Below are 13,393 nucleotides of genomic sequence, written 5' to 3'. Positions count from 1 at the left end.
GATCGGCTTTACAAGCCAAAATGGTATGTATATCGTATACCATAGTTGATAGACAATAAACGAACTTCCCGGGCAGGGTGATATACCCAATGATGCCGACAGGGGATTTCACCCTTTATGCAGCCGCCCGCGTCTGCGAATCGATTAGCGATGTCCGAACAGACATTGGAGGAAATAAGATGAGCGCAAATATCTTTACCGGCACTATCCCTGCCCTTATGACACCGTGTAATGCGGACCGCCAACCTGACTTTGACGCTCTGGTGGCAAAAGGTCGTGAATTGATTGATATCGGTATGAGTGCAGTAGTGTACTGTGGCTCAATGGGGGACTGGCCACTGCTGAGCGAAGCTCAGCGCCAGGAAGGTGTTGCCCGTCTGGTGGCCGCCGGCGTACCTACTATTGTGGGTACCGGAGCCGTCAATACCAAAGAAGCCGTATCCCATGCCGCACATGCGGCCAAAGTCGGTGCTCACGGCCTGATGGTTATTCCGCGGGTACTGTCACGGGGTTCCTCTCCGGCGGCGCAAAAAGCCCACTTCTCTGCCATTCTGGCTGCGGCACCAAAACTGCCGGCCGTTATCTATAACAGCCCATACTATGGCTTTGCCACCCGTGCCGATCTGTTCTTTGAACTGCGCAGCCAGTACCCTAATCTGATCGGCTTTAAAGAGTTTGGTGGTGCAGCCGACATGCGCTATGCCGCAGAAAACATCACCTCTCAGGATGATGACGTTATTCTGATGGCCGGTGTTGATACTCAGGTGTTCCATGGCTTCGTGAACTGTGGTGCAACCGGCGCCATCACGGGAATTGGTAATGCCCTGCCACGCGAAGTTCTGCAACTGATCGATTTAAGCAAGAAAGCGGCTCAGGGTGACGCTACCGCCCGTCGTCAGGCAAAAGAGCTGGAATCAGCGCTGGCTGTGCTGTCATCTTTTGATGAAGGAACCGATCTGGTACTTTACTACAAATATCTGATGGTTCTGAACGGTGATAAAGAATACTCACTGCATTTTAACGAAACCGATGTACTGAGCGATGCGCAACGCCGTTATGCAGAAACCCAGTACACTCTGTTCCGTACCTGGTACAGCAACTGGAGTGCGCAGCTGAATCAGGCATAGACCGCTTGCCGACCATAGCAACAGCTGCTCCCGTCTGCACAGAGGATCTGCGATGTCGCCCGACACCAGCCCTCTGTGTATTTTTGAATATCAGCTCACAGTTACTGCTCAACGCAGCAATAACAGAGGGGCATTTCACGGTTCCGCAGGTCGTTAAGCCTGGTATTCTCCTGTCCTGACACCCGCAACCGGAACCCGTACCGATAATGATAAGCCGGATAACAGGTATCGCGATGACTGTAATGAGCAATGTCCCGACAAATTCCGCTGTACAGGGGCGCAGCCTGGTGGAAGGAAGTGCCGAAGGGGCGCTAATTTCTGCCAGTATTGGCCTGAGTTTTTGGGGCGGGATCGACCCTTTCAGCGGTGAAGTCATTGACCGCCATCACCCACTGAGCGGTGAAATAATCACTGGTAAGATTCTGGCGATTCCCAGTGGACGCGGCTCCTGCACCGGAAGCAGTGTCATGCTGGAGCTTATCCTGAATGGTCATGCCCCTGCCGGGCTGATCCTGGCCGAACCGGATGAAATACTGACACTTGGCGTATTAGTCGCCGAGGTTATTTTTGGCAAATCCTTTCCTGTACTCTGCATCGGAGCCGGGGCGTTTGCTGAATTACCCGCCAGCGGTACCCTGACCCGTATCGATGGCAACCACGCCAGTTTCGGCGATCAAAATCCTGTCACGCCGCTCTCTCAGCCAGAACCCGTCAGCCATACCACACTGAATCTGCAACCCCGTGACAGGGAGATGCTGGAGGGATTACACGGTAAAGCCGCTCAGGTCGCCATGCTGCTTATTTCACGTATTGCGGCACTACAGGGCGCGACTGAACTTATCAGTATCACCCAGGCCCATATCGACGGATGCATTTATACCGGCCCTGCCAGTCTGCGCTTTGCTGAGCAGCTGGTTGCCTGGGGCGGAAAAGTCCGGGTTCCTACGACCCTGAACTCCATTTCGGTGGATAAACGCAAATGGCGTGAGCTGGGGGTCAGTAGCGATCTGGGGGAACCCGCCAGCGCACTCGGCGATGCTTACCTGAACATGGGTGCCAGAGTCAGTTTTACCTGCGCGCCTTATCTGCTCGACAGCAAACCGGCAGAGGGTGACCAGATAGTATGGGCTGAATCTAATGCGGTGGTGTATGCCAATAGTGTATTGGGCGCCAGAACCTTGAAGTATCCGGACTATCTGGATATTTGTATCGCACTCACCGGACGGGCGCCATTAACCGGCAGCCATTGTGATGACGGGCGACGGGCGACAGTACAGGTTGATGTGCAGAAACCGGCAGGTGCTGATGACTCGTTCTATCCTCTGCTGGGATATCATATCGGGTTGCTGGCGGCGACGGAGATCCCTGTTATTCATGGTCTGGAAGATGCCGCACCCGACTCAGACGATCTGAAGGCCTTCGGTGCAGCCTTTGCCACAACATCAGCAGCCCCGATGTTTCACATTGCCGGTGTCACGCCGGAAGCCCCGGATACCGCGACGGCCCTGGGCGGACAGGTTCCGCACCGCCATCTGACCGTGTCTGCCGATGACCTGGCACGTTCCTGGCTGGAGCTGGACAGTTCTGAAGAACCCGCTGTCCAGTTAATTTCTTTGGGGAATCCACATTTTTCATTCACCGAATGTGAGCGTCTGGCCGCATTGTGCAAAGGCAGAACCAAACATCCACAAACCGCGATGGTGGTGACAATGGGTCGTGAGGTCAATATTCAGGCAACAGCTGCCGGATATATTGCGGAGCTTGAACGCTTTGGAGCCCTGATTGTGACGGATACCTGCTGGTGTATGTTGGGTGAACCGGTAATCCCGGTGGCGACATCGACGCTGATGACCAACTCCGGTAAGTATGCACACTATGCACCAGGGCTGGTCGGGCGTAAGGTCCACTTTGGTAGCCTGGCAAACTGTGTAGAAGCCTCATGCTCAGGCCACTGGTTACGTGGTGTACCCGAATGGATTCTGGACGCACAACGTCCACGTTAATAGTTCTCCTTTCGCCGGGCATCGCCCGGCGTTTTTTTGCTGCCGGAAATCAGCCTCCCGCTTCTTCCCGGGTCTCTCACGACATACTGCCCCCCCTCATGTCCGACATTTTTTCCCTGTCACCACAGACAAAAAAAGAACTCAGAGGTTATTCTCCGATCCTGTCGTTTGCGAGTCTCTGAGACAGCTCTTATCTCCGTTACCAGACAAATCCCCGCCTCACTGTCACCAGCTTACCCGTGACCGCTTGTGTAGAAAGGATGAAAATGAGATCAGTTATTCACCGGCAGATATTGCTCAGGAAATAAGGTACAGGACAACGAGTCAGCAACCGGAAAAAATTAACGATGTTCAGAACAAAGCTAATAAACTGTGGCCGGCAGGAACTGCCGGCCTGAGGGGTCAGGCAACGACCGATTTGAGAAACTCCGCTGTTTCCGGGGTCTGAGGATGACCAATCACCTGATCAGGAGTGCCAATTTCATGCACTATTCCATTACGGAAAAAAGCCACCCTGTCTGAGACATCACGGGCGAAACGAATTTCGTGAGTCACCAGTACCATCGTCATACCATCTTCCGCCAGCATACGCATGGTATCCAGCACTTCACCCACCAGTTGGGGATCGAGCGCCGAGGTAGCTTCATCAAATAGCATATAGTCCGGTGACATCGCTAATGCGCGGGCAATGGCCATACGCTGCTGCTGCCCGCCAGATAAGCGCCCCGGGAAGACCTTGAGTTTTTCACCTAAACCTACATGCTTTAATTGCCGGACAGCCATTTCTTCGGCGTCTGATTTGCTTAATCCCAGCACCTTACGTGGAGCCAGCATCACATTTTCAAGCACGGTCAGATGCGGGAAGGCATTCCACTGCTGGAACACAATACCAATTTTCTGACGTAACCGGTTCAGGTCAGTGGTTTTATCATGAACTTCAATGCCATCAACCCAGATATTACCGCGCTGGATAGGTTCAAGACCGTTAAGGCACATCAGTAATGTCGATTTGCCGGATCCCGATCCACCAATAATCGACACGACTTCGCCTTTTTTAACCGTCATGCTGACGCCTTTAATGACTTCCAGATCACCAAACGATTTATGTACATCATTAATTTCAATCATTTTCCTGCCACCTTTTTTCCAGCATAGAACCCAGCCAGGCTAACACCATGCTCATTACGTAATAAATAACCCCGACGATACACAGTACCAACAGGGGCTCCTGAATACGGGTTACAATAATTTGTGAGGCTCTGAGCAACTCGATAATGCCGATCCACATTACCAGTGAGGTATCTTTCATTAACCCCAACAGCAGATTCAGCCAGCCGGGAAAAATGACCCGTGCCGCCAGTGGTAACACAATAAACCGCATATCCTGCCAGTAACTCATCCCTAAAGAGCGACTGGCCCGTCGCAGATTAAGTGGCACAGATAACAAACCACCACGCACAATCTCGGTACAAAATGCCGCGGCATACATCCCCAGCACCAGATAACCAATCGTAAAAATGCTCCAGTCGAGATTAAGAATGCTTTTCAGAGCGTTAAACAGCACGAACTGAATCAGCAGCGGCACACTTTTAAAGATGTCCATCAGCAAAGCTATCGGTAGCGTCGCTTTGGGCATCGTAATGCGTGCCCAGCCCAGTATCAGACCGATAAACGTTCCCATGACGATTGAAGCCGCGGTAAGTTCCAGGGTAGTTGCCGCCCCCTGCAGCAGGAAAACAAAGTCCTGCAGAGTAAAACTGGTAGTAAACATGGGTTATTCCTTAATAACGAAACAGTCGCCAGCCCAGACCGCGGGCACCCAGTACAATGACCTTGGCAATCAGGTAATAAAGCACAGCAGCAATAGAGAAGAGTTCAAAGGTACGGAAAGTCAGTACGTTGAAGTTTTGGGTGACCCCGGTCAGATCATTATCCAGACCGACCACTACCCCCAACGAGGTCATCAGTACCGACCAGACCATTTGGTTAGTCAGCGGATGAAAGACCACCCGCAGCAATTGCGGCACCACAATTGTCCGGTAGGCCATAAATGCCGGCATGCCCAGCGAACGGGCAGCCCGAACCTGGGTAGAAGGAATGGCTTTCATACCACCACGGAATATCTCTGCCAGATAGCCGGCATTATTAAATGCGATCCCACCGATCAGCGCCGTCCATGAGCTGATGTTGATATTGAAATTACCCAAACCGAAATAAAGGATATAGATCTGGAATAAAGAAGGGGTGTTCCTGGCGACCGAAATCCATGCCATCGCCACTCCACGCAATAGTTTACTGCGGGAACTACGCATGGCCGTCAGCGCAAAGGCGATCAGGATACCCAGAACCATGGTAATCACGGCGGTTTCAAGGGTGACTAACGACCCCTGTAGCATCTGTGGCAGCACATTAAAGGCACTTCGCCAATGGAAAGTATAATCAAACATGAAGATCACCTATGTAGGTTTACCATCTTAGTATTTCGTATACGAACTACTTTACACGCAAACTTTATGCCAGGTTGTCACTGGCTAACACAACTCGTTTTCTCAACAGATCTCAAAAAAAATAGTCATAATTTTCAGTAAGTCACAGCAGACCTTCCGCCCCGGGGGCGAGCCGCGGGAAAGCAGCGGACTCGTTTAGCCAGCCACTGCCACATAATAAGAGCAGCTTGTGCTGTATTCAGGCACACCATCACTTCGGGTGCGCCAAAATGTGGCAATGCTCACCCTGTCATAGCTTTGGGTTATATCCCAATGCCTGCAGGCCAGGTATCGGTCAGAGCGTAGCCTTCAGGCCAGGGATCTTGCGGGTCCAGCATATGTTGATGCGTTCCGGTGACCCAGGCACGCCCTGAAATGGCCGGAATAATCCCCTGTCGCCCCTGGATATCCGTTGTCTCCAGAATACGGCAATGAAATTCTGAACCAATAATTGAGCGACCGATAAAGCGCTGCCCGGGGCTCAGGATCCCTTTGGCATGCAATACTGCCATACGGGCAGAGCATCCGGTGCCGCAGGGGGAACGGTCAATTTTCCCGGGACGAATGACCACGGCGTTCGCGCCGGTGACAATACCATTTTCGGTGCTGACCGGAGCCGCCAACTGACAAAAAGAAATGTGGTTCCAGTCAGGATTCAGAGGATGACGAAATCCCAGTTGCTCATTCGCCGCTTTGGTAATTTTTAATCCGGTTTCTACCAGATCTTTCGCTTCATCAGCGGTGATGGAAAAGCCTAATTTACGCGCATCGGCAATAGCAAAGCTGTCACCACCATAGGCGGTATCTACCTGAATACTGCCGAGTCCGGGAACTTCTATCCATGCATCCAGATGATCAGCGAATGAAGGGACATTATGGATCTCTACCCGTTGTACCTTTCCGTCCTTACATTCAGCCACCGCCTCAATCAATCCGCCGGGTGCTTCGAGTATCAACCGGGTCTCAGGTTCAGTCATCGGTAAAATGCCGGTATCCAGCAGCACGGTAGAGACACAAATAGAATTTGAGCCGGACATCGGTGGCACGTCTGCCGGTTCCATAATGATCCAGCCCATCATGGCCCGTGGATCTTTGGGTGGTACCAACAGATTAACGTGGCGGAATACCCCACCGCGGGGCTCATTCAGTACAAAATTACGTAATACATTATCCCGCTCAATCCAGCGGGACTGCTCCCACAGAGTCTCTCCCGGCGGAGGAGCGACCCCGCCGACTATCACATCCCCGACTTCTCCTTCCGCATGACAACTGACTACATGAACAATTTTTGACGATCGCATCAGCAAACTCTCTCCACATCATTTCTGGTGCAAAAAATACCCGCCACTGCTGGCGGGCAAAAGCAGGGCAAGTCAGGTATCAGTAATAGACGCCAGGAACGGTCAGATTCACCGGAGTGCCGCCGACCCATTTTTTATACAGTTCAGCATAACGGCCGGTGCGAACCTGCTGGTTAACAAACAGATTGAGGAAGTGGGTCAGCCCATATTGATCACGTTTCACCGCCAGGGAAACGTAGTCGATGGTATAAGGTGCGTTACCGGCAATTTTCAGACCTTTATATTTGCCGGATTTAATTGCCGATGAAGCCACGGTATTGGTCACTACTGCGGCATCGATATGCCCCTGAGCAACGGCCAGGATAGTATCATTTTGCGACTGATAAGCCCGGAATGAGCCGGTTCCCCAGTCTTTTACGCTTTTCGCCAGGGCAATGGCTTCAAAAGTACCGCTGGTGTCCCCTACCGGACGACCTTTCAGATCGTCGAAGCTATTGATGTTTTTATCGTCGCGGGTCAATACCACCATCTGGAAAGCGAAGTACGGGATGGTCATTGAAACTGTTTTGGCACGTTCCAGGGTATCGGAAGTACTCGCCACAATCACATCAGCACGACCGGACATCAGCGCAGGAATACGATCAGGGAAAGGCGTTTCGACAATCACCGGGGTCACACCCAACACTTTGGCCAGATCCTTACAGTAATCCACATCGAAACCTTCCGGATTATTTTTATCATCCCGCATTCCCATCGGAGGGAAATCGAGAGTGACGGCACAACGAAGTTTCCCGGAATCAATAATCGTATCTAATTGATCGGCATTTGCTGCATGAATAGAAGAAACACTGGCCAGGGTAACTAGCGCTAAAGAGATAAACGTTTTTTTCATAAAGCCTCCGGTGACAGATGTTGGATAACGGATATAGAATTTCGTATACCATATCTGTTGCACAAATCGTGCCTGTTTTATATTGTTATTAATTTTCAATATCTTATTAAAAAAAACTGTAATGCAGGAAGTTACAGGGTGGCGGATTTGTCACCTGACAGTGCATTTCCCTGCCCGGTAAGCACCGTGACGGGGCGAAATTTTGTACGGATTTGGAGGCTGGTGCCCTGTAGCGAAACCAGAAACGGTCATTAGGTTATTTTGTGATCTCATCGATAACGCGAGTTCATGAAGATAAGATAACCTTCTGTATTAATGATGACTTTTTTGAAATTCGCCTTTTTTGATAAGCAGAATACCGGCAGTAATGGCATTTTATAGAGGTTTTTTTGCGAATGCAGACGCAGGTTTCGTAAAAAATAATATTAAATTCAGTAAATCAGGTAATTTTCCGTACGACTATCGTGGGAATACCCGGACAATAATTCAGAACGCAGGCTGATACCCAAACTGACAGGTACCCCGGCCCCCCGCATATTTAATGCATTTATTGCAGGGATATATTTATGCAACAGACAGCACGTGCACCATTTTTACGTCGTTTATTGATGAAAACCGGCAAAAAGTTTCTGCGCTGGAATAATGATTTTCAGACACGACATTCACTCATCGCCACCACCCCGAAGATCGATAATTCAGCTTTTGACTGGGTTCCTTTGCTGGAAAACAACTGGCAGGAGATTCGTGCCGAACTGGACGATCTACTGAAGAATCCGGAGAAGATCCCGTCATTCCATCAGATTTCCCCGGATCAGAAACGGATCTCAAAAGGTGATAACTGGAAGACCTTTGGATTTTATGTTTACGGGAACCGGGTGGACGAAAACTGTGCTATTTGCCCGAAAACCGCTGAACTCATTGGCGCCATCCCGCATATGCGTACCGCCATGTTCTCGATACTGCAACCGCACTACCATATTGTTCCGCACAAAGGACCAACCCGTGCCGTTGTTCGTGCGCATCTGGGTCTGATTGTGCCAAAAGAAAAGGAAAAACTGTGGATTCGTGTTGATGACCAGAAGCTGCACTGGGAAGAAGGCAAAGTCGTTCTGTTTGATGATTCCTACGAGCATGAAGTTCGTAATGATACCGATGAACTGCGAGCCGTACTATTCCTTGACATCGACCGTCCGATGGACAAAACCGGCACCCTGGTGAATAACCTGCTGTTTTCGCTGATTAAAGCCAGCCCCTATATCAAACAGCCACTGAAAAATATCGCTAAATGGAATCAGAATAACCACTGACCGATGAGCCGATCCCGGCAAATCTCCTGAAATTTCAGATACCGGCAGTTGCTCATGGTTAAACCTACAGTCACTGCCGGATGCATACCCGACTGGAACCTTCTCGCAACCGGCACGTCTTAACCTCCGGTTGAAGCTCCGGATTCTGGTGTATCGTGCTGCCCCTGGCGTATCCGGCTAACCCCTTAACAATTATCAAAAAAATCGTGGCAAGAGTAGAACTTTGCGACCTGGGTATCAATAACAGTGTTGAAAAGGTTTTAGGGTGCCCTCTGATAGTAAACACGCCCTTGTCGGGAATGAATTAAAAGCGAGATTTATCCATCACTAAGGTGAAAGGAAAAGTAGGCAGTTATCGCCGCGACCCTCCTGTCTACAGATTTTGGTAATTTAGCCCCCGATACCCTTATTGAGGGCTCTTCTTCAACTAACGACTCTCAATTATTGAAAACTTTTCTCTGCCATCCCGTATCGGGCCTGTTCGGTTGGTAATTATCAATAACAGCACGGGGGTCTCTGATACCCTCGGGCATAACTTCCTGAGAGAGTCCTTCCGGTGCATAGCCCCACGGCCATAATACATTTTGCCAGGAACCTGAGATATGGATGTAACGGGGGGGAATTTCGTCGATAATTTTGGGGTCTATCCGGGCCTCCTTGCCAATAAAAACATCCTCTGAAACTAATAATGCATGTTGATAATATTCTTTCAAATCCTCTGGAATGTTATTTTCATAAAGCATCGCTTCATCAGAGAAAGGACACCCCTGGTTAATCGCGGCTTTCAACATTAGCATCAGTGCAACGTACTGCAAATCTCCTGATACATTTCTCCGGCAAACACCCTGATGATAAGGGGCCGGGAGGAGACCGCTTACAACATCGGTGTTTTCCAACAGAATATTCCACTTACTGTCTTTTCTTAACTGAGCGAGTTCATCGGTCACTTTCTTTATCGAATCATTAACAATTGGAATATCATATTTAGCCTGGGTAATTTCTGAAACTTCATTCTCCTGGCTTGCATAAGAACCGCCGATATCTGAATGAGCACCAGGCAGTTCTAACTCAAAATAACTGCCGCCCACCCTGTTCAAAGGGAAATTGTATCGGCACTCATGCCCGGCCGTTAACTGAAAAACAGTTTTCGCTGCATCCTTACCCAGCGCAACTTTCAGGCCATTGGTATCACCGGTATCATGAGGATCCCCCCATAATGTTCCAAGGCGCCAAATGGACGCAACAGTATCATAAAGTCCAAGAAATCTGACTTCCGGGATTTTACTGATTTCATAACCTTTATCCTGAGCAACTTCCGTCAGAATATTCGTTACGGAGGGGTCCAAAGAATTAACCATATTAACGAAGTGTCTGGCAGTGGCCGCACCGCGACTAAAACCAAACACATCAAAGGTCAGGGTTAAGGTATTTTTTTCCAAACCTGCTTGCGGAAGAAAATTTTTAATTTGCTCAGCAATTTGCGTGACACTATTACTATATTTAGCAAACACGCCATACCCTGTAGTCACCAGGGGAACATCAACACCCATGGCTTGTACGAGAGTATTATCACCTGCTCCATTTTTGGTTCCTGCACCTTCGATATAAACAGCGAAATTATCAGCATGATTATTCCCGTAGTTTTTATAAAGCCGGTAAATATTTGAGAACCTGCATTCATCTTTTTCCTGAGCTGTCAGCAGATTATTCGCGTTTTGCCCTGTACCATCAAAAAAGACACCGATTGTCAGTTTAACCAGCTGTTTTACCTTAACTGCGCTTGTAATATATTCCATAGCTAACTCCGTTTATATTTTAACAAAATCACCGCAAAGCATTTCATTCTCCACAGCAAACTCAGTCGTACTGACATCTCATCATTACTGAGTACTGAGTGGATGACAGCCCCATGAAAATCATGCCAGGAGATATGCTCGCATATGGAATAGCGCGCTGTTTTAACGAATAAACTGGTTAAACTATGATGTCGTTGGCAATTAAGGTGAACAGGAGGGGGGGGGGAAGGGCACAGGCTATTATGTTGGCAAGCCGCCACAGCTATCCCCCCGGAAACGGAGTAATTTACGCATCCGCGCATTTTCCAGTGTCACACCCCGGAGCACCGGGGATCCTCGTTCCATCACCACAAATGGCTGAAGTTTTCTCATCAACGCGACCCTGTGATGAGCATCAATATCCTCTGAGGCCCATGCGGCAATTTGCTGTGGCGTATAGTCCCTGGCAGCGATATCACGAATTGAGGAACAAAAGACCCGGAATAGTGCAGCCTCATCCCCTGCTCTGAATCGTCGTAACTGCATAAAGTCCTTTTGGTGGCATATTGGTGAAGTACTGAACGTAAAAACTCAGCGAACTTAATGCCCGGTATACCGGGCGGATACGGTAATACCCTGTTTAAGCTCAACGCTTTTAGCGTGGCAGCGTGGATAACAGCCAGCAGGACAGAGTTAATGCAGATTACATTTCTCTGAGGGCACAGCCCCCTGAGAAAATATGCTCCGCAGAGGGCTGGTACTCACCAACCTGTCGATAAAACACACTTATACTGGCAGGGGTTACTCCGCCAATATCCAGACGCTGACACTGCCTGCATTACACAAGAACTGCCCCTGCCCCTGTTCGTCAGTTTCGACAATCTCTTCACGATTGCCCAGTAAATCACGCCATTTTCGCTGTGCCAACGCTTCTCCGGTATCGATACTCTTCTCTCCGGCCTCACCGTTAGACATCACGACCACACATCCCTGCTGCTCTGCCGTACCACTGCGGCTGAAAGCGATGCAGTTAGGATGGTCAAAATAGTCAGTCTGAGCACCCCAGGCATAAGTCTGACGTGCACGGATCAGCGTTTCCAGATGCTCAATCACCGGGAGTTCCACCGTACAAGGGTTCCCGTCATCACCGTTGTCTTGATAACTGGCCCCCGTCAGATCCGGATAGAAGATGATGGGTACTCCCTGTTCGCGCAATAAGGTCAGCGCATAGGCTAAAGGCTTAAACCAGGGTTCCACCGGGGATTCCAGCGCCTGCAGCGGCTGAGTATCGTGGTTGGCGACCAGCGTCACCGCATGCGCGGCATCCGCCGCCACCAGCGTATTATCAAAGATTTTACTGAGATCGAAATCCGCCCCCCCTTTTGAGGCATGATGGAAATTCAACTGGAGTGGTGCATCGAAAAGCATGGTTTTATAGTCGACCTGTTGCAGATAATTCTGCAACACATCCACTTCAAATGACCAGTATTCTGCCACCATATACATCGGTTGTTCCGAATGTTCCTGAATATGGTCAATCCACTCTTTATAGAACCAGGCTGGGATATGTTTAACAGCATCCAGCCTGAAGCCGTTACATTTTGTCTGATCGATAATCCAGCGGCCCCAGTATTTCAGCTCTTCATTCACGGCATTGTTACGGAAGTCTACGTTTGCTCCCATCAGGTAATCATAATTACCAAATTCTGAGTCTACCTGGTCATTCCAGCCACCGGCGGTGTAGTCGTTCACAATCTTGAAGATGCCGTTTTCGTCCGGATTTTCAATATGATCAACGCCGCTGAAACAGCGGAAATCCCAGATAAACTTTGAATACTCTCCGTTACGGCCCGGGAAAGTAAAACGGGTCCAGGCTTCAGCATCAATGACTTCATCACTGATATCATCGCGATCGTCCATATTCACACGGTTAACCTGCACCTGCTCTTTTTCATCGGCACCCATCTTATGGTTGAGTACCACATCCATGATCACGCTGATCTTATGCTGCTGCAGGGCATTTATCGCTGCCAGCAATTCTTCTTTGTCGCCGTACTTAGTCGCCCGGGTGCCCTTTTGATCAAATTCGCCAAGATCAAACAGATCGTAGATATCGTAACCCACTGAGCTTCCGCCGGAATTACCTTTACAGGCCGGAGGCAGCCAGACTCCGGTGATACCAATTTCTGACAGCCATGCGGCTTTTTCGGCAGCTTCCGGCCAGAGTTTACCTCCGTCCGGATAGTACCAGTGAAAAAACTGAAACAGCGTAGGATTCTGCATAGTCGTTTTCCCCAAACAAGACCGGTGGATGAAGTATGGTGCAGGATGGAAAAAAAAACGCATCAGAGGTCAGAAAATTGTGTAAAAAACACCCGATACAGGAAAGGATGTCCAGTGTTTCGATAATGGCAGCATGGCAGCGCTCTGCTCACTGATAAGCATTTCATCACTCAGAACAGGATGACTATGACCGCATAAGATGCCAACGGTATAAGAGAT

The 13,393-nt window shown here is 49.6% G+C and carries 11 protein-coding genes; 3 read left to right on the top strand and 8 right to left on the bottom strand.

What is annotated here, in order from left to right:
- The first annotated feature begins 179 nt into the window (after nt 1-179).
- Nucleotides 180-1,127 (top strand): dihydrodipicolinate synthase family protein, encoded by a 948-nt coding sequence (locus HA49_RS12355; protein WP_038017860.1) that lies wholly within the window; start codon nt 180-182, stop codon nt 1,125-1,127.
- 233 nt (nt 1,128-1,360) lie between these two features.
- On the top strand, nt 1,361-3,130 hold the full coding sequence (gene lhpI / locus HA49_RS12350) for a cis-3-hydroxy-L-proline dehydratase (RefSeq protein ID WP_211259070.1): 1,770 nt from the start codon (nt 1,361-1,363) through the stop codon (nt 3,128-3,130).
- 402 nt (nt 3,131-3,532) lie between these two features.
- Here lhpI and HA49_RS12345 read toward each other — a convergent pair whose 3' ends face one another.
- The 5 genes from HA49_RS12345 to HA49_RS12325 all read right to left on the bottom strand — a co-directional run bounded on the left by HA49_RS12345 (nt 3,533) and on the right by HA49_RS12325 (nt 7,809).
- A complete protein-coding gene (locus HA49_RS12345) occupies nt 3,533-4,258 on the bottom strand; it encodes an amino acid ABC transporter ATP-binding protein (protein WP_038017858.1) in 726 nt (241 codons plus the stop codon).
- Nucleotides 4,251-4,901 carry an amino acid ABC transporter permease gene (locus HA49_RS12340; protein ID WP_038017855.1) on the bottom strand — a complete coding sequence of 217 codons (651 nt, stop codon included), beginning with the start codon at nt 4,899-4,901 and terminating at the stop codon, nt 4,251-4,253. The genes HA49_RS12345 and HA49_RS12340 overlap by 8 nt, the downstream gene beginning before the upstream one ends.
- Before the next feature lie 10 nt (nt 4,902-4,911).
- A complete protein-coding gene (locus HA49_RS12335) occupies nt 4,912-5,577 on the bottom strand; it encodes an amino acid ABC transporter permease (RefSeq protein WP_038017852.1) in 666 nt (221 codons plus the stop codon).
- A gap of 302 nt (nt 5,578-5,879) precedes the next feature.
- Complete coding sequence (locus HA49_RS12330) at nt 5,880-6,917, bottom strand: trans-3-hydroxy-L-proline dehydratase (protein ID WP_038017849.1); 1,038 nt, start codon at nt 6,915-6,917, stop codon at nt 5,880-5,882.
- A gap of 79 nt (nt 6,918-6,996) precedes the next feature.
- Nucleotides 6,997-7,809, bottom strand: coding sequence for an ABC transporter substrate-binding protein (locus HA49_RS12325; RefSeq protein WP_038017846.1), 813 nt, complete (start codon nt 7,807-7,809; stop codon nt 6,997-6,999).
- A 566-nt stretch (nt 7,810-8,375) separates the two neighbouring features.
- Here HA49_RS12325 and HA49_RS12320 point away from each other — a divergent pair.
- Nucleotides 8,376-9,116: an aspartyl/asparaginyl beta-hydroxylase domain-containing protein gene (locus tag HA49_RS12320; RefSeq protein WP_038017843.1), complete on the top strand. Its 741-nt coding sequence runs from the start codon at nt 8,376-8,378 to the stop codon at nt 9,114-9,116.
- 437 nt (nt 9,117-9,553) lie between these two features.
- Here HA49_RS12320 and HA49_RS20605 read toward each other — a convergent pair whose 3' ends face one another.
- From HA49_RS20605 to amyA, 3 genes are all read right to left on the bottom strand, one after another.
- Nucleotides 9,554-10,912, bottom strand: coding sequence for a T6SS phospholipase effector Tle1-like catalytic domain-containing protein (locus HA49_RS20605; RefSeq protein ID WP_052752487.1), 1,359 nt, complete (start codon nt 10,910-10,912; stop codon nt 9,554-9,556).
- A gap of 240 nt (nt 10,913-11,152) precedes the next feature.
- Nucleotides 11,153-11,437, bottom strand: coding sequence for a GNAT family protein (locus HA49_RS12310; RefSeq protein WP_052752486.1), 285 nt, complete (start codon nt 11,435-11,437; stop codon nt 11,153-11,155).
- Nucleotides 11,438-11,692: 255 nt separating this feature from the next.
- Nucleotides 11,693-13,174, bottom strand: a complete 1,482-nt coding sequence (gene amyA / locus HA49_RS12305) for an alpha-amylase (RefSeq protein WP_038017840.1) — start codon at nt 13,172-13,174, stop codon at nt 11,693-11,695.
- Nucleotides 13,175-13,393 lie beyond the last annotated feature (219 nt).

This window comes from Tatumella morbirosei, assembly GCF_000757425.2.
GTDB classification, from domain to species: Bacteria; Pseudomonadota; Gammaproteobacteria; order Enterobacterales; family Enterobacteriaceae; genus Tatumella; species Tatumella morbirosei.
This window is presented reverse-complemented; position numbering and strand designations above follow the sequence as displayed.